This window comes from Microbacterium excoecariae, from assembly GCF_011326725.1.
Classification (GTDB): Bacteria; Actinomycetota; Actinomycetes; order Actinomycetales; family Microbacteriaceae; genus Microbacterium; species Microbacterium excoecariae.
In genome coordinates, this window is the sequence record NZ_JAANCO010000001.1 from 747066 (window position 1) to 770568 (window position 23503).

Consider the following 23503-nt stretch of genomic DNA (forward strand, 5'->3'; position numbering starts at 1 on the left):
CATGACCGCAGCGATCACGACCGCCGCGGGCGCGGCGACGGACGGCGGGCGGCGCCGCGTGAACGAGGACGCGGCGCTCGCGTCCTCGCCGTGCTTCCTCGTCGCGGACGGCATGGGCGGGCACGACGCGGGCGACATCGCCTCCGCCGCGGCCGTCGGCGCGTTCGCTCACTTCGCGGGGCGCGATTTCCTCACGGTCGACGAGGTGCGCGACGCCGTGGAGGAGGTGCGCGCCCGGCTGGACCGGTTCTCCGCGTCTCACGAGTCCGGCGCGGGCACGACGCTCACGGGCGCGGTGGTCGCGGAGGTGCACGGCGAGGGGTACTGGATGATCCTCAACGTCGGCGACTCGCGCACCTATCGCCTGAGCGGCGGCCGCCTCGAGCAGCTGACCGTCGATCACTCCGTCGTCCAGGAGATGGTCGACGCTGGCACGCTCGCCGAGGAGTCCGCGCGCACCGACGCGCGCCGGCACATCGTCACGCGCGCGCTCGGGGCGGGCAACGCCGAGTCGGTGGACATGTGGATGTTCCCCGCGCACGTGGGCGACCGGATCCTCGCGTGCTCCGACGGCGTCACGGGCGAGCTGGACGACCGCGTGATCGCCGATGTGCTCCGCACGACGCCGGACCCGCGGCAGGCCGCCGCCGAGCTCGTGCGCCGCGCGATCGCCGCGGGCGGCCGCGACAATGCGACGGCGATCGTCGTCGACGCCCGCCACGTCGCGCACGCACCCCGCATCGCGGCCGCGCGGGACGACGAGATCGACGTCGCGACGATCGAGCGATCCGGTTCGGTCGCCTCCGACACGATTCCTCGATCGGGCCTGCCCGGGAGCGACTCGTGACGTCGGCGCTCGTCGTGGGCGCGGCCGGCATCGCGCTCGTTCCCGCGGGGTCGGACCTCGGCGCCGTGCAGGGGGCCCTGGACCTCTCGCTCGACGCGGGCCGCGCGGCCGTCGCGCGCCTGGCCTGGGGCGTCGTCGTGGACCGGACGCCCGGCGGGAGGACCGAGCGGCACGGGGACGTGCCGCTCGAGGTCGCGGACGGCACCCCCGCCGAGGCCACCCACGAGACCCTGATCGACGTGGAGACGCCCGAGAGCATCGAGATTCCGGTGGCGGCGCCGCCGGCGGTCCCGCCGGCGGCGCCGGACGGCGACCACGACGGCGCCACGGTGTCGCTCGCGCAGCTGCGCGCGATGCGCGCCCAGGCCCCCGGCGATCACGACGGCGCGACGATCGCGCGCTCCGCGATCACGCGCCCTGTGGCGATGCCGCGGATCCGCCTGTCGACGGGCGAGACCCACACGCTCGCGCGCCCCGTGATCATCGGTCGGGCCCCGCGCCTGACGCGCGTGCCGCTGGACGATGCGCCGCTCCTCGTGACGGTCGCGAGCCCCGAGCTCGACATCTCGCGCTCGCACGTCGAGATCGTTCCCGATCACGACGCCGTCGTCGTCACCGACCTGCGCACGACCAATGGCACACGGCTCGTGCGCGACGGGGCGGATCCGGTGCGCCTGCGCGCCGGCGAGGCGACCGTCGTCGTGACGGGCGACGTCCTCGATCTCGGCGACGGCGTGACCGTCGCGTTTGAGGATCTCCCGTGACGCGCCGCGCGCCGTCCACCCCGCCCGAGATCCCCGGTTTCACGTACCTCGAGCTGCTCGGATCCGGCGGCTTCGCCGACGTGTTCCTGTACGAGCAGAAGCTGCCGCGGCGGCGGGTCGCCATCAAGGTGCTCCTGCCCGACCGCATCTCGACCTCCGCCGCGCAGTTCACGGCCGAGGCCAACGTGATGGCGATGCTGTCGAGCCACCCGGCGATCGTCGCCGTCTATCAGGCGGGCGTCGCCTCCGACGGGCGGCCGTACCTGGCGATGGAATACTGCCCGCGCCCGAACCTGCAGGTGCGTTATCGCCGCGAGCGCTTCGCGGTGGACGAGGCGCTGCACACGGGGATCCCCGTGGCCGCCGCGGTCGAGACGGCGCACCGCGCGCACGTGCTGCACCGGGACATCAAGCCGGCGAACATCCTCGTCACGGCGTACAACCGCCCGGCGCTGACCGACTTCGGCATCGCGTCCTCGCTCGCCAACCCCGACGAGAGCCAGGGCGTGTCCGTGCCGTGGTCGCCGCCGGAGGCGTTCGCGGATCCGCCGCGCAGCGACCCGCGCAGCGACGTCTACCAGCTCGGCGCGACGGTCTATACCCTCCTCGCGGGCCGCTCGCCGTTCGAGGTGCCGGGAGGCGACAACGGCACGGGCGCCCTCATTGCGCGCATCGAGCGCGAGCCGGTGCCCGACCTCCAGCGTGCCGACGTGCCCCAGTCGCTCGTCGATGTGCTCGCCCGCGCGATGGCGAAGGATCCGCGCGATCGCTTCGCCAGCGCGGCGGCGTTCGCGCGGGCGCTGCAGAAGGTGCAGATCGAGCTCGGCCACTCCGTCACGCCGATCGACATCCTCGACGACGGCGAGCACGACGACGCGGCCGCCGCGGGCGAGGACGCGGACGACACGGGCGTCACGCGGATCCGCAGCCTGCGGTCCGTGCCCGCGGCGCCGCCGGTCCGCCCGTCGCAGGACGCGGTCCCCGCCGCGCCGGAGACGATCGCGGAGCCCGCGGAGGACGCCGCCGCGGCGGGGCCGACGCCCGCCTCCGATTTCGCGCCCCCCGCGCCCGCCGCTTTTGCCCCGCCCGCTCAGGCGTCGAGCCCGGCGCCTGAGCCCGAGATGTGGGCCCCGGAGCCGCCCGCGGGCGGTCGCGCAGACACGTCCGCCTCCTTCGCGCCGCCCGCGGACGAACGCACGGTCGTGCGCCCCGCGTCCGCTCCCGCGGACGAACGCACGGCCGTTCGACCCGCGTCCGCTCCCGCCGACGAACGCACGGTCGTGCGCCCCGCGCCTCCCGCGGACGAACGCGCGGCGGCGCGCCCCGCCGCGGCGCCGGCCGCCCCGTCCGAGCCCGTCGAGGATCGCACCGTCGTGCGCCCCGCGACTCCGCCCGCCACGGCCCCCGAGGACGACACGCTCGTGCGCCAGGCGCCCGCGCCGGCGGACGACCGCACGGCGCCGCGCGCTCCTCGGACGGGGCCCGCGGGCCCCGAGTATCGCTTCGCCTCGCGCGTCGAGTTCGGGGCGGGGAGCGTGCCGCGCGCGGATCCGAGCCAGTTCCGCGTCGCGAGCCGCGTGTCTGACGGCGAGCCGCCGGCGATCACGCGCTCACAGCGGACGATCCGTCGCCGCTCGCGGCGCTGGATCCTGTGGGTGGCGCTGGCCGTAGCGGTCGTGCTGGTGGCGGGCGCGGTCGTCTACGGTGTGTCGATGCTGCAGCCGGAGGAGGTCAGCGACGACAGCACGGTGCGGATGGGCGATGTGGATCCCGTCGCGAACCTGCAGGGCATCGTGACGGGGCAGGAGGCGACCTTCACGTGGGAGAACCCGTCGCCGCAGCTGGGCGACTCCTACCGCTGGGGCGTCTCCGTCGCCGATCAGCTGACGTCCTACGACAACGCGACCGGAGACACGAGCGTGACGATCGGTCTCGAGCCCGGCGACGAGACCTGCATCGAGGTGTACGTCCAGCGCGGGGACGAGCGCTCGGCGCACGAGCGCGGCTGCGTCGAAAACCCGGGGTAGCGGGTCAGGCGCTCTCCGGGGCGGGGGCGTCGTGCGCGAGCACCTTGATGATGATGCCGCGGTTGCCGAGCTCGGCGATCGTGCGCGCCTCCTCGTGCGCGTCGCGACCGAACACGCGCGCGCTGGTCACCACGACGACGTCTCCGCGCTCGAGGCGGCCGAACAGGCGGTTCAGGCGCTCCTCCCACGTCTCGACGACGTTCGGAGCCGGGTGGCGGAAACCGCCGATGGGAACGCCGAAGCTCGTGAGCTGGCGGCGCTGCTCCACGATCGAGGGCATGCCCTCGCGCGCCACGACGACGCCGACCAGGCGCGAGCCCGCGGGCCGGGCGCGCCAGATGTCGTTGCGCGTGAAGACCTGTTCGACGTGCTCGCTCACGCGCCCAGCCTACCGGCCGGGCGCGCGCGATCCGGGACGGATCAGATGAGGGAGAGCTCGCGAAGCTTCTGCTCGACGTCGGCGTTCGACGGCTCGACGTGGTGCGAGGCGTCCGGGTACACGACGACCGGGATGTTCGTGCGGCCCGAGATGTCCTTCGCGACGTCTGCCGCCGCGGGCTCGGCCTCGAGGTCGACGTAGGTGTAGGCGACGCCGAGGCCGTCGAGCTGCGCCTTCGTGCGGCGGCAGTCGCGGCACCACTCGGCGCCGAACATCGTGATGGTGTCAGGGGAAACGGAAGTCATGCTCCCAGAATATGCGCGGCCAGGCGGGGCGGGGCCGGGCGAGGCGCCGTGGGACGATGGAGGCGTGGTCGAGGGGAGGCGGGCGTGAGCGTAACGGTCATCGTCCCGACCTATAACGAGCGGGAGAACGTGGCGGAGCTCGTCCGGCGTACGGCCGGCGCGGTCCCCGGTGCCGAGATCCTCTTCGTCGACGACTCCTCGGACGGCACGGCCGACGAGGTGCGTCGCGTCGCCGCGGGCGCGGCGTGCCGGGTGCGCGTCGTTCACCGCGACCGGCCGACGGGCGGCCTCGGCGGCGCGGTCATCGAGGGGCTGCGCGCCGCGTCCCACGACGTGTGCGTGGTGATGGACGGCGATCTCCAGCACCCGCCCGAGCGGATCCCCGACATCGTCGCCGCGCTCGCCGCGGGCGACGGCGAGATCGTCGCGGCGTCGCGGTACGTCGGCGGCGGGAGCGCGACGGGGCTCGCCGACGCGACGCGCCGCCTGGTGTCTCGGGCCTCCACCGCCGTGACGCGCGCGATGTTTCCCGTCCGCCTCCGGCGCGTGACCGACCCGATGACGGGCTTTTTCGGGGTGGATCGCCGGCTGCTCGACCTCGACCGTCTGCGGCCGCGGGGGTTCAAGATCCTCCTCGAGATCATCGTGCGCACCGACCTTGCCGTCGCCGAGGTGCCCTTCACCTTCGGCGACCGGTTCGCGGGCGCCTCGAAGGCCTCCGTGCGGCAGGGGGCGCGCTTCCTGCACCAGCTGGCGCTCCTGCGCTTCGGGAAGATGGGCGCGTTCGCCCTCATCGGCGCTCTCGGCGCGGTCGCGAACGTCGCGATCGTGTGGGCACTCACCAGCCTCGGGACCGACTACGTGTGGGCCGCGATCATCGCGGCGGAGACGACGATCGTCGCCAATTTCCTCCTGGCCGAGCGCTTCGTCTTCCACGACCTGCGCCGCCAGGCGCGGGCCTTCTGGCGCCGGTTCGCGACGTCGTTCGGGTTCAACAACGCCGAGGCGGCGGTCCGGATCCCCGTCATGGCGCTGATGGTCGAGACGTGGGGGATCGCGAGCCCCGTGGCGACGGCGATCACGCTCGCCGTCGCGTTCGTGATCCGCTTCACGTTCCACTCGCTCGTCGTCTACGCGCCGCGGACCGAGGCGGCCGAGCGCGCCGCCACGCGCGCCTGACTCAGGCCGCGGGCGCGTGGCGCGCGCACACGGCGGACGCGCCGCACGCCTCGCACAGGACGGTGCGGGCCCGGCACGTGTCGTCGGCGCAGTTCACGAGCCGGTCCGTCGCGGATCCGCACCCCGCGCACGAGGAAATCACCGCGCCGCCCTCGCCGAACCGCACCCGCTCGCGTCCGTCGAACACGTAAAGCGAGCCCTCCCACAGGCCGGTGTTCCCGAACGTTTCGCCGTAGCGCACGATGCCGCCGTCGAGCTGGTACACCTCCTGGAAACCGCGCGAGATCATGAGGCTCGAGAGCACCTCGCAGCGGATGCCGCCCGTGCAATACGTCACGACCGGCTTGTCCTTCAGGTGGTCGTACCGGCCCGACTCGATCTCGCCGAGGAAGTCGTGCGTCGTCTCGGTGTCCGGAACGATGGCGCCGCGGAACCGGCCGATCTCGGCTTCGAAGGCGTTGCGCCCGTCGAAGAAGACCACGTCCTCGCCGCGCTCCGCGACGAGGCGGTGCAGGGCGCCCGGCGCGAGCGGGGTGCCGCCGCCCACGACCCCGTTCTCGTCGACCCGGAGCTCCCCGCCGGCGCCGAAGGAGACGATCTCGTCCCGCACCTTCACCGACAGGCGGGGGAAGTCGAGGCTGAGGCCGTCGGCGTCGAGCCCCGTGCCCGAGGACCACTTCATGTCGACGTCGCGGAAGGGGGCGTACTGCTTCGTCTTGCGCACGTAGGTCTTGAGCGCCGCCATGTCGCCGCCCACGGTGCCGTTGATGCCGTGAGGGGAGAGGAGGATCCGCCCGCGCAGGCCCAGGAGCTCGCACAGGTCGCGCTGCCACAGGCGCACGGCCTCGGGGTCGGCGAGCGGCGTGAACACGTAGAAGAGCAGGATCTTGGCGGGCACGGATCCAGCGTAGGCGCCGGCGCCGGGAACGTCCCGCACGCGTCGGGCCCCACCGAGGTGGGGCCCGAGACGTGCCTGCGCGCTATTCGCCGCCGCGCGCCGCCGGCGGCGCCTTCCGCGCGCCGCGGGTCCGCGAGATGCGGTAGTCGATGCGGTCGTCGACGTAGGTCTGCAGCTCCTCGTTCTCCGGCAGGCTGCTCGTCACGTCGTCCGAGATCGCCTCCGTGACCCGCTCGAGCCGGCGCTCGCTCTCGAGGTGCGTCATGTGCGTGAACTCGAACCGCAGGGCGCGCACCGTGGCGACGCACATGAGGATGAGCACCACGCTGAACGGCAGGGCCGTGATGAGGGATCCGGTCTGCAGCGTCGAGAGCCCGCCCGCGAGCAGGAGCGCGATCGCGAGGGCGCCCTCGAGCAGCGCCCACACGATGCGCGACCACACGGGCGGGTTGGGGTGGCCGCCCGAGGCGAGCATGTCGACGACGAGCGAGCCCGAGTCGGAGGACGTGATGAAGAAGATCGCGACGACGATGATCGTGAGGATCGAGAGGATGTTGCCGAGCGGGAGCCCGCCGAGCACCGTGAAGAGCGAGCCCTCGGGCGAGACCGCCCCGTCGGTGACGAGGTCTCCCTCGCCGTACATCTGGCGGAAGAGCCCGGATCCGCCCATCACGGAGAACCAAAAGAACCCGACGATGGTGGGGACGAGGAGGACGCCGGCGATGAACTGGCGCACGGTCCGGCCGCGGGAGATGCGCGCGATGAACACGCCGACGAACGGGGCCCAGGCGATCCACCAGCCCCAGTAGAAGATGGTCCACCCGGAGAGCCACTCCTGCGCGGCCTCACCCTGGAAGGTGCCGACGTCGACCGTCATCTCGAGCACGTTCGCGAGGTAGACGCCGAGCGACTCGACGAAGTTGCGCAGGAGGAAGATCGTCGGGCCGAGGATCAGCATCGAGATCAGCAGGAGGCCCGCGAGGGAGAGGTTGATGTTCGAGAGCCACTTGATGCCCGCGCCGAGCCCGGACACGACCGAGAACGTCGCGAGGAACGTGATGACGACGATGAGGATGACGAGGAGCGTCGTGTCGGTCTGCTCGACGACGCCGATCGCCTGCATGCCGGCCGCGATCTGCTGCACGCCGAGGCCGAGCGAGGTCGCGACGCCGAAGACGGTGCCGAAGATCGCGATGATGTCGATGACGTCGCCGACCCATCCCTTGACGCGCTCGCCGAAGAGCGGCTCGAGCGCCCACCGGATGGAAACGGGGCGGCCGCGACGGTGGATGGCGAACGCGAGCGCGAGGCCGATGACCGCGTAGACGGCCCACGGGTGCAGGCCCCAGTGCACGAAGGTCTGCGCCATCGCGAGCCCGGCGAGCTCCGCCTCGGATCCCTCCCACCCTGGCTTGGGGCTGACGGTCGCGTAGGTGAGCGGCTCGCCCACGCCATAGAAGATGAGGCCGATGCCCATGCCGGCGGAGAAAAGCATGGCGAACCACGACATCACGCCGAACTCGGGTGTGTCGTCGGCCCGCCCGAGCTTGACCGTGCCGAGCTTCGAGAACGCGATGACGATGGCGAAGACGACGAACGCGCCGACGACGAGCATGTAGTACCAGCCGAGGTCGCGGACGATCCAGTCCTGCATCGTCGTGAAGACCTCGCTCGTGCCCTCGGGGAGAAGGATCGCGACGAGTGTCACGGCGAGGATGACGCCGAGGGCGGGCCAGAACACGCGCGGCGCGATCATGCCCTTGCCGATGCGGACGCCCTGGCGCCGCAGCTTCTCGGTGATCTGCTCGTCGGTGTCGTCCTCGGCGATGTGCATGCGCCGCGGCACCGCCGTGACGGCCGGATCGAGCTCGAGCGCGTCTCCGCTGATCGGGTCGATGTGCGTGGGGGTGTGCGGGGCGCCGGACGAATCGCCGGGCGCGGCGGCTTGTGAACTCACGCGTCTGCCTCCTGGTGCGTCGGTCTGTCGTGAACCGCATGCTGGCGCAGATCCGCGCGGAGCGCCAGGGCGGCCGCCGGTGAGGCAGTGGCCCGGGGGCACCCGCGGGGCGGTCGTCGCCTCACAAGCGGGGTGCCCAAAGGCACGGTTCCCCACCCTATCCGGGTGGTCAACAATCGGACAATCGACAGGCGCCGCCGCTACCCCGACTGCGCGCGCCGCGGGCGCGGGAGCGCGGCGGGCGCGGACTCGCCGCGCGGCGTGCGTGCGGAGTACCACGCGCTGTAGCGCGCGACGAGGGGAACAGAGGTGAGCCCGTGCAGGAGGACGCTCGCCGCGACGGTGACGACGACCGTCGTGCGGACCGTGTCGGATCCCGGGAAGGCCGACTCCGAGGCGATCAGGAGGAACACGAGCGACGCGAGTCCGCGCGGCCCGAACCACCCGATAAACAGGGCGGTGGGGATCCGCGCCCCGCTGCGGATCAGCGAGAGGGCGACCGGGATCATCCGCACGAGCGTGAGGCTCAGGACGGCGTAGGCGACGACCCGCCACGTGAGATGCGGTCCGGCGAGGACGAGCGCGAGCCCGCCGAACGCGATCCAGGTGGCGGACGCGAACAGCTCGCCAGCCTCTTCGGCGAGCACGCCGACGTCCGAGCGGTGCGAGCCCACGACGCGTCCGAACGCGAGCCCTGCGACGAACGCCGCGATGAAGACGCTCCCGCCCAGGACGCTGGCGATCGCGAAGGCGAGGAGCGCGGAGGCCAGGGGGAGGACGTATCGCCAATCGTGGGCGATCCACCCCCGGCGGTCGGCCGCGCGATAGAGCGCGCCGCCGCCGAGGCCCGCGATCGCGGCGGCGAGGACGCCCCATCCGATCTGCTGGGCCATGTTGGTCAGCACCGCCGCCGCGACGCCGCCGGTTCCCGCGGACTCGGCGTACGTCAGCGCGACGAGGAAGAAGGGCACGGCGAGCCCGTCGTTGAGCCCGCTCTCGACGTCGAGGGCCTGGCGCACGCGCGGGGGCACCGCCTCGTCCGAGACGACCTTGCGCCCGAGCGCGGCGTCGGTGGGGGCCAGCATGGTGGCGAGGAGGAGTACGGCGGCGAGCGGCAGGTCCGGGAAGAGCAGGAAGCCGGCGGCCGCCCCCGCGATCATGGCGAGGGGGAGTCCGATGAGCAGCAGCCGCGCGGGCCAGCCCGCCTCGCGCCGCAGCGTCGCGAGGTCGAGCCGCGTCGCGTCGCCGAAGAGGAGGAGGCAGAGCGCGACCTCGGCGATGTGCTCGGCACCGAGGGTGTCGATGTCGAGGTCCACGGCGCTCGGCCAGAGCGCCACGACCGTCGCGCCCGCGGCGGTGAAGAACAGCGCCGAGGTGATCCCGCGGCGATCGAGCGGGCGGGAGACGGCCGACCACACCAGGATCAGCGCGGCGATGATCGCGATCGCGAGCACGGTGCTCCCTCCCTGGCATTCCCCGGCGGATCCGGGACCCGCGATTCAGGCTATCGGTGGCCGCCGAGGCCCCTGGACACCGCCCGCGCCCGGCGCCACGATGGGCTCATGACCCCGCGCGTCACCGCCCCCGACATCGACCCGGCGAATAAGCCGAAGGGCCCCGCGTCCTACTTCCCGAGCATCGAGCAGACCTACGGGCGGCCGATGCAAGAGTGGCTCGACCTCGCCTCCGAACGCGTGGAGCACGGCGAGCGCCACGGCCAGGTCGTTGCGTGGCTCAAGGAGGCCCACGGGCTTGGGCACGGCCACGCCAACGCGATCGTCGCCTATACCCGCGCGGCCCTCGAGGCGTAGCGGGCGGCTCCGCTGCGGTCCGGATGCAGACGAGCGACCCGAACGCCGAAGCGCCGCTTCGGGTCGCGCGAATGCACCGCGGATCCGCCTGCCGGCGTGCATATGCGCGATCTGGGCGCGGGAGGCCCGTTTCGGGTCGCGCGTATGCATCGCGGATCCGGCTCCGGGCGTGCATATGCGCGATCTGGGCGCGGGAGGGCCGTTTCGGGTCGCGCGTATGCATCGCGGATCCGGCTCCGGGCGTGCATATGCGCGACCGGGGCGGCGCGCGGGCCGCTTCGGGTCGCGTGTCGGTTCCGGCGACTACGTCGTTCGGCCGATGTAGCAATCTGTTGGTACATATGTGTACCGTTGCGTTGACACAAATGGCTCGGAGGGGGAGCTGGCGATGATCTGGGTGATGGTGTTCGGGGTACCGCTTCTCGGGCTGATCGCGGCCGCGGCATGGTGGGCATTGTGGGGCCGTCGGCGGGGCGGTGTCACCGGGGCCGTGGCGGTGATCGCCTGCGTCGCGGGCTGCCTGGGGGTTCTGGCCGATCTTCTGGTGCGGCTATGGAGTGGGTGGTCGTTGCTCGTGCCGTTCGCGTCGGCACTCCCCGTATACGCGTCGTACCGTGACGTGCGGTTCGTGATGCCGCTCGTGGTCGGCATCGCGGGGCTGATCCTCCTGGCGTTCCCGGTGCGGTCCCGGAAGGGATCGGGCAGGGCCGACCTCACGAGGAGGTCTCCCGTCAGCTTCGCGCGGCCGCGGTGGTTCGTGCTTCCGGCGGCGCTCGCCGGATTGGTGGTGCTCCTCACGCTCGTCGCGGGGATGGCGTCCACGCGCGACGAGGTGACGGGGCGCTACACGGCATACGTCGTGGACGGCGGCGTCGGGTTTGTCGGCACGAGCATCTACGGATGGTTCTACTCGGTGCCCTCGCTCATCGCGCTCGCCGTGCTGGGCCTCGTCGCGGTGACCGATCTCGTGCTCATTGCCCGCCCGGCGATGGGGGACGACGCGATGCGAGATGCTGCGGTGCGCCGCCTCCGCACCAGAAACGTGCTTACCGTGACCAGCGGCGCGCTCCTGCTTCACCTCGCCGCAATTCTGTCGGATCTGGCGGGGGTCGCCTCACTGCGCGCGGGCATCGCCACCTCGGAGGGGACGGCCCTGATGTGGACGCCGTTTGCCGCACTGCACCCGGTTCTCACCTGGTCGTCTCAACTGGCGGTGATGTGCGGCATCGCCGCGTGGGCGACGGTCGCGCTCACCGCGATCCCGTCCCGTCGGCATGTTCCCGTGACGGTCGCGGCGCCGTGATCAGCCTGTCGGGGAACGGTGCTCCGACGGACCAGATCCGCGACCAGATCCGCGGGCTGATTGCATCCGGCCGGCTCGCCGCGCACGATCGCCTCCCGTCGGTCCGGCAACTCGCGCGCGACCTCGGTGTGGCCCCCGGCACCGTCGCGAAAGCGTATCGGGCCCTCGAGGCGGAAAACCTGCTGGTCGCGCGCACCGGCGGGGGAACGCGAGTGAGCGAGAGCGCGGCCGCCATCCCGCGCTCCGTGCTGGACGCCGCGCGCGAGCTCGCGCGCGCCGGAACCGCGACCGGCGTCGATATCGACGCGGCAGTTCGCGTGCTTCGCGCCATCTGGCCAGCGCGCGAATGAGGATGCCCCCCCCGGGCAAAGCAAAACCCCCGCGATGTAGAAGCTACGCGGGGGTTTCTGGGATGATTGTAACGATCACCCTTGTGGCTCCGACCGGCGTCGATCCGGTGACCTTTCGATTTTCAGTCGAACGCTCTACCAACTGAGCTACAGAGCCGCACGGCACATATGCCGCGTCCTACACGAAGAGCCTTCCCGAAAGAAGGCCCGTCGCTTGGAGCGACCCTGACGGGACTTGAACCCGCGACCTCCGCCGTGACAGGGCGGCACGCTAACCAACTGCGCTACAGGGCCAGATGTGCTGATGCACAATATTCAATTGTATCAGGTCGTGTGACCCCAACGGGATTCGAACCCGTGCTACCGGCGTGAAAGGCCAGCGTCCTAGGCCGCTAAACGATGGGGCCGTGTGGCGAACCCGGAGGCTCTCGCGCCAACTGTTAAATCTTACGCATGGGCGGGATCGATTCGCAAAATCGTGGCGCGCCCCGCGTGTCTCGGGCGTGTCGCCGGGGCAGAATGGGTGGTCCCCGGTGTTCGAGCGCGGCGGATCCGACCCGGAATCTGTTGCGTATGTGTTGTGTGTTGTTACTGTGACGGATGTGACTATGCCCCCCGAAGTGTCCGCGCGCGCGTCCGTGGAGGACTGCGACTGCGCCCCCACGGCCGAGGAGAAGCGCGCCCTCTGGGGCCCCGTCACGAGGCGTTCCGCCCTCGCCGTCGGCGCGCTCGGCGTCGCCGCTCTCGGGACCTTTGGCGCGATCCGCGGCGCGTCCTCGGCGTCGGCCGTCACCTATGACCCCTCCGACTACCCCTCGTGGGATGACGTCGAGAAGGCCCGGCAGAACGAGAGCGACAAGGCCGCGCAGGTCTCGCGCATCGAGGGCCAGATCGCACAGCTGAAGTCCGCCGTCGCGGCTGCCCAGGCCGAGGCGGAGAAGGCGGCCGACGAGTACTTCCAGGCGCAGCAGGATCTCAACGAGGCCGCCTACCGCGTCGAGCAGCTGCAGGGCCAGGCCGACGAGGAGGCCGAGCGGGCCACCGAGGCCGCGGACGCGGCGGCCAAGGTTGCCTCCCAGCTCGCGCGCTCGGGCGGCGAGAGCACGCCGTACGAGCTGCTGTTCGCGGAGTCCTCCGGCGACGCCGACGAGCTGCTGTCGAAGCTCGGGCAGATGGACAAGCTCGCGCAGCGCAACGACTCCATCTACGCCGACGCGATCGCGGCGCGCGACTCCGCGCAGGCGCTCAGCGACCAGGCGGAGGAGGCGCGCAAGGAGCGCGACCGGCTCCAGAAGATCGCCGAAGAGAAGATGGTCGCCGCGCAGGAGGCGCAGGCCGCGGCCGAGCAGGCGCTCGCCGACCAGGAGGAGCACCTCATCACGCTCGAGCAGCAGCTCGCGGCGCTGAAGGACACGACCTCCAAGACGGTCTCGTCGTATCAGGACGGCGTGGAGCAGCGGAAGGCCTACGAGGCCGAACAGGCCCGCCTCGCGGAGGAGCGTCGCCAGCGGGAGGCCGAGCGCCGCGCGGCCGAGGCCGCCGCCGCGGCCGCCGCGGCAGCGGCCGCGCAGCCGAGCGGAGGCTCTTCGTCCGGGTCCAGCGGGTCCAGCGGGTCCAGCGGATCCACGGGCTCGAGCGGATCCTCGGGCGGCGGATCCGCCTCCAGCGGGTGGGCGCGCCCGAGCTCGGGGTACCAGACCGCGGGCTACGGGTATCGCTCGCAGATCTGCGGCGAGAGCTACTGCTCGTCGAGCTTCCACGAGGGCGTCGACCTCGCGGCCGGGTGCGGCGCGGGCATCTACGCCGCGTCCAGTGGCACCGTCGTGTACGCCGGCTACTACGGCGGCTACGGAAACTACGTCCGGATCGACCACGGCGGCGGCGTGGCCACCGGCTACGGGCACATCGTCAACGGTGGCATCCTCGTCGGCTACGGCCAGCGGGTGTCGGCCGGCCAGACGATCGCGTACGAGGGCAACACCGGCAACTCGTTCGGTTGCCACGTGCACTTCGAGGTCTACGTCGGCGGTGCGACCGTCAACCCCACGACGTTCATGGGCGCGCGCGGCATCTCCGTCTGACCCCGCCCACGCGAGAGGCCCCGGTTCGGGATGAACCGGGGCCTCTCGCGTACGTCGCGCTAGTTGCGGGTGTCGGGGAACTCGCCCTCGCCCTGCGTGCGCGTCTCGTGCTCGGCGGCCTCGAAGCGCGCGAAGGCCTCCTCGACGAGGCGCTCGGCCTCGGCGGCGCCCGCCCACTCGTCGACCTTGACCCACTTGTTCGGCTCGAGGTCCTTGTAGTGCTCGAAGAAGTGCGCGATCTCCTTGCGGGTGTACTCCTGGAGGTCCTCGACGTCCTGGATGTGCTCCCAGCGCGGGTCCTTCGCGAGCACCGCGATGACCTTGTCGTCGCCGCCGGCCTCGTCGCTCATCTTCAGCACGCCCACGGGGCGCACCTTCGCCCCGACCCCCGGGAAGACCGAGTGGTCCATGATCACGAGGACGTCCAGCGGGTCGCCGTCCTCGCCGAGCGTGTTCTCGAAGAACCCGTAGTCAGACGGGTAGCCGAACGTCGTGTACAGCACGCGGTCCAGGAACACGCGGCCCGTGCCGTGGTCGACCTCGTACTTCACGCGGCTCCCGCGCGGGATCTCGATGACTGCGTCGTACGCGCCCATACCTGTGCTGCTCCTTGAATCCGGGGTGAGGGACGCCTCACACCCTAATCGCTGGCGGTGACAATCGCGGAAGCGATTACCGTGGACCCGTGCTCGATCCCGCCATCGCCGCCGTCCGCCTCGCCGTCCGCCGCGCGCTTGTGCCCTGGCGCGGATCCGGAGCGACGGTCCTCGTCGCGCTCTCGGGCGGGCCCGATTCCCTCGCGCTCGCGGCGGCGGCCGCGCATGAGGCCGTTGCCGCCGGCGTCGAGGTCGTCACCGCCACGATCGACCACGGGCTGCAGGAGGGATCCGCTGAGGTCGCCGGCCGCGCCGCCGACGCGGCGCGCTCGGTGGGCGTCCGTGACGCGCGGGTCCTCCGCGTCGAGGTCGGGGACGACGACGGCCCGGAGGCCGCGGCCCGCGTGGCCCGGTACCGGGCGCTGACCCGCACCGCGCGCGAGGAGGGCGCGGCCGCGGTTCTCCTCGGCCACACCCTCGACGACCAGGCGGAGACGGTGCTGCTGGGCCTGGCGCGCGGATCCGGTGCCGGGAGCCTGCAGGGCATGTCGCCGCACCGCGTCGACGACGGCGGGCTCGCGTGGATCCGCCCCCTGCTGGAGCTGCGCCGGGCCGACACGCGCGCCTTCTGCGCCGCCTCGGGGCTTGCGCCCTGGACGGATCCGCACAACGCGGATCCGCGGTTCTCGCGCGTGCGCGTGCGCGAGACCGTGCTGCCCGTCCTCGAGCGCGAGCTCGGCCCCGGCATCGCCGAGGCCCTCGCCCGGACCGCGGAGCAGCTGCGCGAGGACACGCAGGCGTTCGCGGACATGATCGACGAGATCATCGAGGACATCGTCGAGCCCGCCGAGGCCGGCATCGCGGTGTCGGCCGCCGCGCTCGCGGCGAACCCGCCGGCCCTGCGCCACCGCATCGTGCGGCACGTCGTCGCGAGCGAGTTCGGCGCGAGTCTGACGCGCGCGCAGACGCTCGAGGTCGCGCGCCTCGCGACCGAGTGGGCGGGCCAAGGGCCCATCGACCTGCCCGGGTGCCGCGCCACGCGCCACGCGGGGCTCGTCGTCATCGCGGCCCGCGGCGCGCGGGATGTGTCCTCCGGCGCGAGCGCCTAGGCTGAGGGCATGCGCGCCGCAGACATTTCGGACGACCTCGACCGCGTTCTCGTCACCGAGGAGGAGATCCACGCCAAGCTCGACGAGCTCGCGGCGCGGGTCGACGCCGACTATGCGGGCAAGGACATCCTCCTCGTGGGCGTGCTCAAGGGCGCCATCATGGTCATGGCCGACTTCGCGCGCCGCCTGACGATCGACGCCCCCATGGACTGGATGGCCGTGTCGAGCTACGGATCCTCCACCAAGTCGAGCGGCGTCGTCCAGATCCGCAAGGACCTCGACACCCCGCTCGAGGGCAAGCACGTGCTCATCGTCGAGGACATCATCGACTCGGGGCTCACGCTGCACTGGCTGATGGACCACTTCGCCACGCGCGGGGCGGCGTCGATCGAGGTCCTCACGGCATTCCGCAAGCCGGACGCGATGAAGGTCACGATCGACAGCCGCTACGTCGGGTTCGACATCCCGAACGACTTCGTCGTGGGATACGGCCTCGACTACGCCGAGCGCTACCGCGGCCTCCGCGATGTGGCGGTCCTCGCGCCGCACGTGTACTCCTGACTAGCGCCGTTCCGCCCACGGCGAATCACAGAGCGCCCATAACCACGGGCCGGTAGCCTGAGACGATCCGCGCCGGGCCGGGCCCCGCGCGTCGACCGTCAGGAGGAGGCGGGACGCCCCGCACTTATGAACGCCAAGAAGATCTTCCGCCACCCGCTGGTGTACGTGCTGCTGATCGCGGTCGTCCTGATCGCGGGGTTCTCGCTGTTCACGAGCTTCAGCGGCCCGAGGCAGGTCACGACGCAGGAGGGGCTGCAGCTCCTCGAGGACGGGCGCGCGAGCGAGGTGCTCATCACGGACGGCGACCAGCGCGTCGACCTCACCCTCGCGGACGAGTACGAGGGCGCGTCGAGCGTCCAGTTCTATTACGTCTCGGCCCGCGCGGAGGAGGTCGTCGAGGCGGTCGCGGCGGCCGAGCCCGCCGACGGCTATGACGACGCGGTGCCGCAGGCCTCCTTCTTCGGCAGCCTCCTGTCGATCATGATCCCGATCCTGCTCCTCGGGCTCCTGTTCTGGTTCCTGCTCTCGAACGCGCAGGGGGGCGGCAAGATCGCCCAGTTCGGGAAGTCCCGTGCGAAGAACGTCACGAAGGAGCACCCCGAGGTCACCTTCGCCGACGTCGCGGGCGCCGACGAGGCCGTCGAGGAGCTCCACGAGATCAAGGAGTTCCTCGCGGATCCGTCCAAGTTCCAGGCGCTCGGGGCGCGGATCCCCAAGGGCGTTCTGCTGTACGGCCCTCCCGGGACGGGCAAGACGCTCCTCGCCCGCGCCGTCGCCGGCGAGGCGGGCGTGCCGTTCTACCCGATCTCGGGATCCGATTTCGTGGAGATGTTCGTCGGCGTCGGCGCGAGCCGCGTGCGCGACCTCTTCAGCCAGGCGAAGGAGAACTCGCCCGCGATCATCTTCATCGACGAGATCGACGCGGTCGGCCGCCACCGCGGCGCCGGCATGGGCGGCGGGCACGACGAGCGCGAGCAGACGCTCAACCAGATGCTCGTCGAGATGGACGGCTTCGACCCCAAGGCCAACGTCATCGTGATCGCCGCGACGAACCGCCCCGACATCCTCGACCCCGCGCTCCTGCGCCCCGGCCGCTTCGACCGCCAGATCGGCGTCGACGCCCCCGACATGAAGGGCCGCCTGCAGATCCTCGGCGTCCACGGCCGCGGGAAGCCGCTGGCCGAGAGCGTCGACCTCGAGGACGTCGCGCGCAAGACGCCCGGCTTCTCGGGCGCCGATCTCGCCAACGTCCTCAACGAGGCCGCGCTCCTCACGGCGCGCTCGGACGCGCAGCTGATCGACAACCGCGCCCTCGACGAGGCGATCGATCGCGTGATCGCCGGGCCGCAGCGCCGCACCCGCGTGATGAAGGACAAGGAGAAGCTCATCACGGCGTATCACGAGGGTGGGCACGCCCTCGCGGCCGCGGCGATGAACCACACGGATCCGGTGACGAAGATCACGATCCTCCCGCGCGGCAAGGCGCTCGGCTACACGATGGTGCTGCCGGTCGACGACAAGTACTCCGTGACCCGTAACGAGCTTCAGGACCAGCTGACGTACGCGATGGGCGGCCGCGTCGCCGAGGAGATCGTCTTCCACGACCCGACCACGGGCGCGTCCAACGACATCGAGAAGGCGACCGACATCGCGCGCCGCATGGTCACCGAGTACGGCATGACGAGCGACATCGGCCCGGTCAAGCTCGCCGGCTCCTCGGGCGAGGTGTTCATGGGCCGCGACATGGGTCACGGCCGCGACTACTCGGACACGATGGCCGAGCGCATCGACCGCCAGGTCCGCGGCCTCATCGAGCAGGCCCACGACGAGGCCTACCGGGTGCTCAACGCGAACCGCTCGGTGCTCGACCGCCTCGCGGGCGAGCTGCTCGAGAAGGAGACGCTCGACCACCGCCAGATCGCGGAGATCTTCCGCGACGTCGAGAAGCTGCCCGAGCGCCCGCAGTGGCTCTCGAGCGACGATCGCCCCGTGTCCGCGCAGCCCCCGATCCCCGTCCCGCCCGCGCCGAACCCCGCCGACGCGGGCCTGGCTCATGCCGACGCGGACGGCACAGAGGCCGAGACGCAGGGGCGCCCCGCGCCCGGCGGATCCGCCCGCCCCGCGACCGCGTAACCGGGAGGTGTGATGGCCGTCGACACGCAGCGCGTCGCATGGCTGACGCGAGAGCTGCTCCTCGCGATCGGCGAGGATCCGGATCGCCCGGGCCTCCGGGAGACCCCGGAGCGCGTCGCGCAGGCGGCCGCGGAGTTCTACGCCGGCATCGACGAGGACCCGCGCGCGCCCCTCGCGCACGCGATCGACGTGTCCCGCGGGCCCGCGCCGGACACGGTCCCCACGGGGGCCGTGTTAGTGCGCGACGTGCTGTTCCGGTCCACGTGTGAGCACCACCTGCTGCCGTTCGAGGGGCGCGCGCACATCGCGTACCTGCCGGGGGACACCGTCGTGGGTCTCGGATCCCTCGCCAAGGTTCTCGACATCGCGGCCGCCCGACCGCAGGTGCAGGAGCGCCTCGGCGAGCAGGTCGCCGAGGCGATCGAGCACGGGGTCGGCGCGCGCGGCGTCTTCGTCATGCTCGACGCGGAGCACCGGTGCCTCACGGCGCGCGGGGCGCGGCGCCCCGGCGCGTCGACGGTCACGATTGCGGCGCGAGGGGAGCTCGCGAGCGAGGCGGCCCGCGCCGAGATGGCGGCGTACATCATCATCGGCGTGCAGAACCGCGCGACCGAGGCGGATCCGGGCATCGCGGGGCGCGACGCGTGATCGAGATCATGGGCGTCGTGAACGTCACCCCCGACTCGTTCAGCGACGGCGGCGAGCACTTCGGGGTCGAGGAGGCGGTCGCCCACGGCGCGCGCCTCGCCGCGGACGGCGCCACGATCCTCGACGTCGGCGGGGAATCCACGCGGCCCGGATCCGAGCCCGTCGGTTCCGAGGAGGAGCTGCGCCGGATCCTGCCGGTCGTGGCCGCGCTCGCGGCCGCGGGCCACGTCGTGAGCGTCGACACGTATCGCGCGGACGTCGCGCGGCGGGCGGCGGCGGCGGGCGCGCGCTACATCAACGACGTCTCGGGCGGACTCGCGGACGCGGGTATGGCCGACGCCGTGGCGGGGACGGACGCCGCCTTCATCGTCGGGCACTGGCGCGGTCCGTCGGCCGACATGTACGCGCGCGCCGAGTACTCCGACGTCGCGGCCGAGGTTGCCGGCGAGCTCGCGCAGCGCGTGGAGCGGGCGCTCGCCGCGGGGATCCCCGAGGGCCGGATCCTCGTGGACCCGGGCGTGGGGTTCGCGAAGGCGGGCAGCCAGAACTGGCGCGTCCTGAATGGGCTCAGCGCCGTCGTGGCGCTGGGGTTCCCCGTGCTCGTCGGCACCTCGCGCAAGCGCTTTCTCGCGAGCGCGCTCGGGGAGGACGCCTCGCGCGCGCGGCGCGATGCCGCCACGGCCGTGACGAGCGTGCTCGCGCAACGCGCGGGCGCCTGGGGGGTCCGGGTGCACGACGCCGCGGCGACGCGCGACGCGCTCGCGGTTCTTGACGAATGGGATGGCGCATGACGAGCCTCGACACGATCGACCTCCGCGGGCTCACGGTGTTCGGGCACCACGGGGTGTTCGCGCACGAGCGCCGGGACGGGCAGGACTTCACGATCGACCTGCGCCTCGCGCTCGACACCCGCCCGGCGGCGGCCTCCGACGACGTCGCCGACACCGTGCACTACGGGGAGCTCGCCGAACGCGTCGCCGCGATCGTCGCGGGCGAGCCGGTCGACCTGATCGAGACCCTCGCGCACCGGATCGCGGACGAGGTGCTGGCCGACCAGCGCGTGGCGCGCGTGGCGGTCACGGTGCACAAGCCGCACGCGCCGATCGCGATCGCGTTCTCCGACGTGTCGGTGACCGTTCATCGGGGCCGCGAGTGAGTCGCCTGCTCGCGGGCGGCGCGGGCGCCGCGCCGCCCGCGCGGCCCGCGGCTTCGGCGCGCGCCGTCGTCGCCCTCGGCGCGAATCTCGGCGATACCTCCGCGACGCTCGCGGAGGCGGTCGACGAGCTGGCGGCGCTCCCGCTGACCGATCGCGTCGTGTGCTCGGATCCGATCGCCTCGGTCGCGGTGACGCTCGACGGCCCGGACCCGACGAAGCCCGGCTATCTCAACGCGGTCGCCCTCGTCGACACCCGGCTCGCGCCGCACGTGCTCCTGACGTTCCTGCAGGCGATCGAGACCCGCCACGGGCGGGTCAGGCGCGAACGGTGGGGCGATCGCACGCTCGACCTCGATCTCGTCGCGTACGGCGACATCGAGTCCGAGGACCCCCGGCTGACGCTGCCGCACCCGCGCGCGCACGAGCGCGACTTCGTGCTCGGCCCCTGGGTCCAGGTGGATCCGGACGCGGTGCTCCCGGGCCGGGGGCGCGTGGCCGATCTGCTCGCGGCGCTGCGGGGTGACGCGTGAGGCGGACCTCGGCCGTCACGCTCGTGGCGTGCGCGGCCGGTGGGCTCGTCGCGGGATATGTCCTCGATCTGGCGCTGGTGAGCGCGGGGCGGTCGACCTTCTCTCCGTCGGTGATGCTCCCGATCCTCCTCGTGCTGCTCGGCGCGGCATGCGTGGGTTTCGCCTGGAGCGTGCGGCGCGCCGTCACGTCGCCGAAGGCGCCGCGCGTGGATCCGTTTCGCGCGGTCCGCATCGCCGTGCTGGCGAAGGCCTCGAGCATGGTCGGGGCGCTCGTCGCGGGGGCGGCGGCGGGCCTGATCCTCTTCCTCCTCACCCGGCCGGTCGTCCCCGGGATAGGGTCGATGGCGTCGGTGATCGCCACGGCGATCGGGGGAGCCGTCCTCGTCGTCCTCGCGGTGATCGCCGAGTACCTCTGCACCCTTCCGAAGGATCCCGATGACCGCGAATCCGACTCCGCCGAGCCCGAGTTCTGACGACGGCGTCCCGGGCCGGGAGCCCTCGGCGTTCCCCGTCCCGGCCCCGCCCGCCGCGGGCGCGCCGGCGCCGCACGAGCCTCCGCCCGACGCGGGGGAGGGCGACGCGGCGGGGTCGGTCGACGGCGCGGCGGCGGCCGCCCCGGACAAGCCGACGGAGCCCGTCATGGCCGAGCCGCGCCCGCCGATTCCGGCGCCGCCCGAGCTCGACGAGGGGACGTACGAGGAGCTCATCGAGCCGCGCGGTGCGGGGCTCGCCCTCGACGGGACCTGGCACCAGATCTCGCCGAAGTACGTCGCCTCCCAGCTCGTCCAGGAAGGCCTGGGGCTCGTGGCCGTCGCGGCGGCCGCCGCGGTCGCGCACGCCCTGCTCGAGCAGCCCTGGGTGTGGATCGGTGCGGGGGTGTTGCTCGCGTTCCAGCTCGTGAGTCTCGTCATCATGCCGCGCCAGGCGCGCGCGCTCGGATACATGCTGCGAGGCGACGACATCGTGTTTCGCAAAGGGATCCTGTGGCAGCGCATGGTCGCGGTGCCGTATGGCCGGATGCAGTTGATCGACATCACGCACGGCCCGCTCGATCGCCTGTTCGGGATATCCAAGCTCAAGATGGTCACGGCGGCCGCGACGACGGGCGTCGAAATCCCGGGGCTGTCGCAGCCGGCGGCCGAGGCGCTGCGGGACACGCTCATTGAGGTCGCCGAGACCCGGAGGACGGGCTTGTGACCGTGTCGGCAGGCGGCGCGCGGCCGGTGCTGCCCGAGGGGGGCTCCTCGTCGCTCGCCGACGGTGCGTGGCACCGCATGCACCCCCTCACGCCCCTGTTCAAGGGCGGCCTCGTGCTCGTGGTTGTCGTCGGCATCGTCATCGCGAACATGCGCGATCGCCTGATCTATCTCGCCGTCGGCCTGTTCGGGCCGGAGGACGTGCGCGGCATGGACGTCGATTCCGACGACCCGGTCTCCTGGGCGATCGACTGGACCGTCGGGCACGGGCTCGTCGCGGCCGCCATCGCGGCCGTGTTCGGCGTCGTCGTGCTTGTCGTCGCGGGGTACTGGGCAGTGTGGCGGTTCCACCAGTTCCGCATCACGGGCGAGAACGTGGAGGTCCGCAAGGGCATGATCTTCCGCTCGCAGCGCCGCGCGCCCCTCGACCGCGTGCAGGGCGTGAACCTCACGCGCCCGTTCCCCGCGCGGCTGCTCGGCATGGCGAAACTCACGCTCGAGGGCGCGGGTTCCGGCGCGGACGTGGCGCTCGAGTTCCTCGCGACGGCCCGCGCCGAGCAGGTGCGCGCGGACATCCTGCGGCTCGCCTCGGGGGCGCGGCGGGCGCGCGACGAGGCGCGTCAGGGCGAGCCGGGCGCGGATCCGGGCATCGCGCGGGCCGTGAGCGAGGGCGTCACCCACCTCATCGAGGGCGTCGACCGCGACGACGTGGTCCCCGAGAGCGTCGTGCGGATCCCCGTCGGGCGGCTGATCGGATCGCAGGCGATCACCGGCGCCGTGTGGCTGGTGTTCTTCCTGGTCCTGATCGGGGCGTTCGTCGTGGCGCCGATCCTCGTGTTCGAGGACGGGCCGGGCAAGTGGCTGATTCTCGCGGGCGCGGCGATCGGATCCGGCCTGCCGATCCTGTTCGCGACGATCGCGGTGGTCGGGAGTGCGCTCCAGAAGGGCTTCCGCTATCAGATCGCGCCGACGCCCGATGGGGTGCGCGTCTCGAATGGCCTTCTCACGACGGTCACGCGCACGATCCCGCCGGGCCGCGTGCACGCGGTCGAGATCTCGCAGAGCATCCTCTGGCGCCCCTTCGGCTGGTGGACCGTTCGCATCAATCGCCTGGGCGGGACGAGCGCGTCGCAGCAGAACTCGAGCGGGGCGCAGGCGGCCGCGATCGTCCTGCCGGTGGGCACCCGCGCCGACGTCGATCGCGTGCTCGCGCTGCTGGTGCCCGACGCCCCCGAGCGCGACGCCGCCATGACCTGGGAGGACGGCGTCGAGGGCCCCCGCGAGGCGGATCCGTTCACGACCGTCGCGCCGCGCGGCGTCGTGTGGCACCCGATTCAGCGCCGGCGCCTCGGCGTGCGCGTGACGGCGTTCGCCGTGCTGCTGCGCCGCGGCCGGCTCGTCCGGCGCCTCGCGATCTTCCCGCTCGCGCGCTTGCAGGGCGTCTCGCTGCGGCAGGGCCCGCTTGCGCGCGCGGCCCGCCTCTCCGGGCTGCGGGTCCACGTCGTGCCCGGGCCGATTTCCGGATCCCTGAGCGCGCTCGATCGCGACGACGCGCTGCGGCTCGCGGAAGTCGTCACGCGCGGCGCGCTCGCCGCGGCCGCCGCCGACCACTCGCACCGTTGGGCGGCTGAGCAGCAGACCGCGTAGCGCCCGCGCGTGTGCGACGCTGGGGG

The 23503-nt window shown here is 72.5% G+C and carries 24 protein-coding genes and 3 tRNA genes; 18 read left to right on the forward strand and 9 right to left on the reverse strand.

Going from position 1 to position 23503, the window contains the following annotated elements; translation table 11 throughout:
• Nucleotide 1: 1 nt before the first annotated feature.
• Genes G8E01_RS03255 through G8E01_RS12580 form a run of 3 tightly spaced genes read left to right on the forward strand, consistent with a single transcriptional unit; the run spans nucleotide 2 to nucleotide 3638 of the window.
• Entirely contained in the window at nucleotides 2–847 is an 846-nt protein-coding gene (locus G8E01_RS03255; protein WP_166315802.1) for a PP2C family protein-serine/threonine phosphatase, read from the forward strand.
• Nucleotides 844–1611 carry an FHA domain-containing protein gene (locus G8E01_RS13025; RefSeq protein WP_338100727.1) on the forward strand — a complete coding sequence of 256 codons (768 nt, stop codon included), beginning with the start codon at nucleotides 844–846 and terminating at the stop codon, nucleotides 1609–1611. Before G8E01_RS03255 ends, G8E01_RS13025 begins: the two co-directional genes overlap by 4 nt.
• A complete protein-coding gene (locus G8E01_RS12580) occupies nucleotides 1608–3638 on the forward strand; it encodes a protein kinase domain-containing protein (RefSeq protein WP_338100728.1) in 2031 nt (676 codons plus the stop codon). Before G8E01_RS13025 ends, G8E01_RS12580 begins: the two co-directional genes overlap by 4 nt.
• A gap of 4 nt (nucleotides 3639–3642) precedes the next feature.
• Here the strand turns inward: G8E01_RS12580 and G8E01_RS03270 are convergent, their stop codons facing one another.
• Nucleotides 3643–4017, reverse strand: coding sequence for a recombinase family protein (locus G8E01_RS03270; RefSeq protein WP_166315805.1), 375 nt, complete (start codon nucleotides 4015–4017; stop codon nucleotides 3643–3645).
• A 41-nt stretch (nucleotides 4018–4058) separates the two neighbouring features.
• On the reverse strand, nucleotides 4059–4322 hold the full coding sequence (locus G8E01_RS03275) for a glutaredoxin domain-containing protein (RefSeq protein WP_155049601.1): 264 nt from the start codon (nucleotides 4320–4322) through the stop codon (nucleotides 4059–4061).
• An 84-nt stretch (nucleotides 4323–4406) separates the two neighbouring features.
• On the opposite strand from G8E01_RS03275, the gene G8E01_RS03280 reads away from it, so the two are divergent.
• The gene (locus G8E01_RS03280) at nucleotides 4407–5501 is read left to right on the forward strand and encodes a glycosyltransferase (RefSeq protein WP_166315808.1); all 1095 of its coding nucleotides are present in this window, start codon (nucleotides 4407–4409) and stop codon (nucleotides 5499–5501) included.
• 1 nt (nucleotide 5502) lies between these two features.
• On the opposite strand, the gene trhO is transcribed toward G8E01_RS03280, so the two are convergent.
• From trhO to G8E01_RS03295, 3 genes are all read right to left on the reverse strand, one after another.
• Nucleotides 5503–6399: an oxygen-dependent tRNA uridine(34) hydroxylase TrhO gene (trhO, locus tag G8E01_RS03285; protein ID WP_338100729.1), complete on the reverse strand. Its 897-nt coding sequence runs from the start codon at nucleotides 6397–6399 to the stop codon at nucleotides 5503–5505.
• Nucleotides 6400–6481: 82 nt separating this feature from the next.
• Nucleotides 6482–8233: a BCCT family transporter gene (locus tag G8E01_RS03290; RefSeq protein WP_166319708.1), complete on the reverse strand. Its 1752-nt coding sequence runs from the start codon at nucleotides 8231–8233 to the stop codon at nucleotides 6482–6484.
• A 323-nt stretch (nucleotides 8234–8556) separates the two neighbouring features.
• Nucleotides 8557–9810 carry a cation:proton antiporter domain-containing protein gene (locus G8E01_RS03295; protein ID WP_166315814.1) on the reverse strand — a complete coding sequence of 418 codons (1254 nt, stop codon included), beginning with the start codon at nucleotides 9808–9810 and terminating at the stop codon, nucleotides 8557–8559.
• 108 nt (nucleotides 9811–9918) lie between these two features.
• Between G8E01_RS03295 and G8E01_RS03300 the strand changes: the two genes are divergently transcribed.
• The 3 genes from G8E01_RS03300 to G8E01_RS12680 all read left to right on the forward strand — a co-directional run bounded on the left by G8E01_RS03300 (nucleotide 9919) and on the right by G8E01_RS12680 (nucleotide 11820).
• Nucleotides 9919–10167: a DUF4287 domain-containing protein gene (locus G8E01_RS03300; protein WP_166315817.1), complete on the forward strand. Its 249-nt coding sequence runs from the start codon at nucleotides 9919–9921 to the stop codon at nucleotides 10165–10167.
• A gap of 388 nt (nucleotides 10168–10555) precedes the next feature.
• Entirely contained in the window at nucleotides 10556–11470 is a 915-nt protein-coding gene (locus G8E01_RS12675) for a hypothetical protein (protein WP_240921227.1), read from the forward strand.
• Nucleotides 11467–11820, forward strand: a complete 354-nt coding sequence (locus tag G8E01_RS12680; RefSeq protein WP_338100730.1) for a GntR family transcriptional regulator — start codon at nucleotides 11467–11469, stop codon at nucleotides 11818–11820. Before G8E01_RS12675 ends, G8E01_RS12680 begins: the two co-directional genes overlap by 4 nt.
• Nucleotides 11821–11904: 84 nt before the next feature.
• Here G8E01_RS12680 and G8E01_RS03310 read toward each other — a convergent pair.
• From G8E01_RS03310 to G8E01_RS03320, 3 genes are all read right to left on the reverse strand, one after another.
• Nucleotides 11905–11977 (reverse strand) — tRNA-Phe (locus G8E01_RS03310).
• Nucleotides 11978–12040: 63 nt separating this feature from the next.
• Nucleotides 12041–12114: transfer RNA gene (locus G8E01_RS03315), tRNA-Asp, on the reverse strand.
• 40 nt (nucleotides 12115–12154) lie between these two features.
• A tRNA-Glu gene (locus G8E01_RS03320) sits at nucleotides 12155–12227 on the reverse strand.
• Nucleotides 12228–12428: 201 nt separating this feature from the next.
• Between G8E01_RS03320 and G8E01_RS03325 the strand changes: the two genes are divergently transcribed.
• Nucleotides 12429–13901, forward strand: a complete 1473-nt coding sequence (locus G8E01_RS03325; protein ID WP_166315823.1) for a M23 family metallopeptidase — start codon at nucleotides 12429–12431, stop codon at nucleotides 13899–13901.
• A gap of 59 nt (nucleotides 13902–13960) precedes the next feature.
• Here the strand turns inward: G8E01_RS03325 and G8E01_RS03330 are convergent, their stop codons facing one another.
• A complete protein-coding gene (locus G8E01_RS03330; RefSeq protein ID WP_166315826.1) occupies nucleotides 13961–14497 on the reverse strand; it encodes an inorganic diphosphatase in 537 nt (178 codons plus the stop codon).
• An 89-nt stretch (nucleotides 14498–14586) separates the two neighbouring features.
• Here G8E01_RS03330 and tilS point away from each other — a divergent pair, with 89 nt between their 5' ends.
• The 10 genes from tilS (at nucleotide 14587) to G8E01_RS03380 (ending at nucleotide 23477) form a co-directional block, all read left to right on the forward strand.
• Nucleotides 14587–15606 (forward strand): tRNA lysidine(34) synthetase TilS, encoded by a 1020-nt coding sequence (gene tilS / locus G8E01_RS03335; RefSeq protein ID WP_166315829.1) that lies wholly within the window; start codon nucleotides 14587–14589, stop codon nucleotides 15604–15606.
• Nucleotides 15607–15615: 9 nt separating this feature from the next.
• Nucleotides 15616–16167, forward strand: coding sequence for a hypoxanthine phosphoribosyltransferase (hpt, locus tag G8E01_RS03340; protein ID WP_155047634.1), 552 nt, complete (start codon nucleotides 15616–15618; stop codon nucleotides 16165–16167).
• A 126-nt stretch (nucleotides 16168–16293) separates the two neighbouring features.
• Nucleotides 16294–18300: an ATP-dependent zinc metalloprotease FtsH gene (gene ftsH, locus G8E01_RS03345; protein WP_166315832.1), complete on the forward strand. Its 2007-nt coding sequence runs from the start codon at nucleotides 16294–16296 to the stop codon at nucleotides 18298–18300.
• A gap of 12 nt (nucleotides 18301–18312) precedes the next feature.
• Nucleotides 18313–18948 carry a GTP cyclohydrolase I gene (gene folE / locus G8E01_RS03350; RefSeq protein WP_166315835.1) on the forward strand — a complete coding sequence of 212 codons (636 nt, stop codon included), beginning with the start codon at nucleotides 18313–18315 and terminating at the stop codon, nucleotides 18946–18948.
• Nucleotides 18945–19739, forward strand: a complete 795-nt coding sequence (gene folP, locus G8E01_RS03355) for a dihydropteroate synthase (RefSeq protein ID WP_166315838.1) — start codon at nucleotides 18945–18947, stop codon at nucleotides 19737–19739. Before folE ends, folP begins: the two co-directional genes overlap by 4 nt.
• Complete coding sequence (gene folB, locus G8E01_RS03360; RefSeq protein ID WP_166315841.1) at nucleotides 19736–20104, forward strand: dihydroneopterin aldolase; 369 nt, start codon at nucleotides 19736–19738, stop codon at nucleotides 20102–20104. Before folP ends, folB begins: the two co-directional genes overlap by 4 nt.
• Nucleotides 20101–20634 carry a 2-amino-4-hydroxy-6-hydroxymethyldihydropteridine diphosphokinase gene (gene folK, locus G8E01_RS03365; protein WP_166315844.1) on the forward strand — a complete coding sequence of 178 codons (534 nt, stop codon included), beginning with the start codon at nucleotides 20101–20103 and terminating at the stop codon, nucleotides 20632–20634. The genes folB and folK overlap by 4 nt, the downstream gene beginning before the upstream one ends.
• On the forward strand, nucleotides 20631–21107 hold the full coding sequence (locus tag G8E01_RS03370; RefSeq protein ID WP_166315848.1) for a DUF3180 family protein: 477 nt from the start codon (nucleotides 20631–20633) through the stop codon (nucleotides 21105–21107). Before folK ends, G8E01_RS03370 begins: the two co-directional genes overlap by 4 nt.
• The gene (locus G8E01_RS03375; protein ID WP_166315851.1) at nucleotides 21070–21831 is read left to right on the forward strand and encodes a PH domain-containing protein; all 762 of its coding nucleotides are present in this window, start codon (nucleotides 21070–21072) and stop codon (nucleotides 21829–21831) included. The genes G8E01_RS03370 and G8E01_RS03375 overlap by 38 nt, the downstream gene beginning before the upstream one ends.
• Nucleotides 21828–23477, forward strand: a complete 1650-nt coding sequence (locus G8E01_RS03380; protein ID WP_166315854.1) for a PH domain-containing protein — start codon at nucleotides 21828–21830, stop codon at nucleotides 23475–23477. The genes G8E01_RS03375 and G8E01_RS03380 overlap by 4 nt, the downstream gene beginning before the upstream one ends.
• Nucleotides 23478–23503 lie beyond the last annotated feature (26 nt).

Coding starts and splice junctions, on each gene's coding strand:
- G8E01_RS03330 (WP_166315826.1), bottom strand. CDS start 14,497: ATGGGCGCGTACGACGCAGTCATCGAGATCCCGCGCGGGAGCCGCGTG.
- G8E01_RS03300 (WP_166315817.1), top strand. CDS start 9,919: ATGACCCCGCGCGTCACCGCCCCCGACATCGACCCGGCGAATAAGCCG.
- G8E01_RS03275 (WP_155049601.1), bottom strand. CDS start 4,322: ATGACTTCCGTTTCCCCTGACACCATCACGATGTTCGGCGCCGAGTGG.
- G8E01_RS03255 (WP_166315802.1), top strand. CDS start 2: ATGACCGCAGCGATCACGACCGCCGCGGGCGCGGCGACGGACGGCGGG.
- G8E01_RS03325 (WP_166315823.1), top strand. CDS start 12,429: ATGCCCCCCGAAGTGTCCGCGCGCGCGTCCGTGGAGGACTGCGACTGC.
- ftsH (WP_166315832.1), top strand. CDS start 16,294: ATGAACGCCAAGAAGATCTTCCGCCACCCGCTGGTGTACGTGCTGCTG.
- G8E01_RS03375 (WP_166315851.1), top strand. CDS start 21,070: ATGACCGCGAATCCGACTCCGCCGAGCCCGAGTTCTGACGACGGCGTC.
- G8E01_RS03290 (WP_166319708.1), bottom strand. CDS start 8,233: ATGCACATCGCCGAGGACGACACCGACGAGCAGATCACCGAGAAGCTG.
- hpt (WP_155047634.1), top strand. CDS start 15,616: ATGCGCGCCGCAGACATTTCGGACGACCTCGACCGCGTTCTCGTCACC.
- folE (WP_166315835.1), top strand. CDS start 18,313: ATGGCCGTCGACACGCAGCGCGTCGCATGGCTGACGCGAGAGCTGCTC.
- folB (WP_166315841.1), top strand. CDS start 19,736: ATGACGAGCCTCGACACGATCGACCTCCGCGGGCTCACGGTGTTCGGG.
- G8E01_RS12675 (WP_240921227.1), top strand. CDS start 10,556: ATGATCTGGGTGATGGTGTTCGGGGTACCGCTTCTCGGGCTGATCGCG.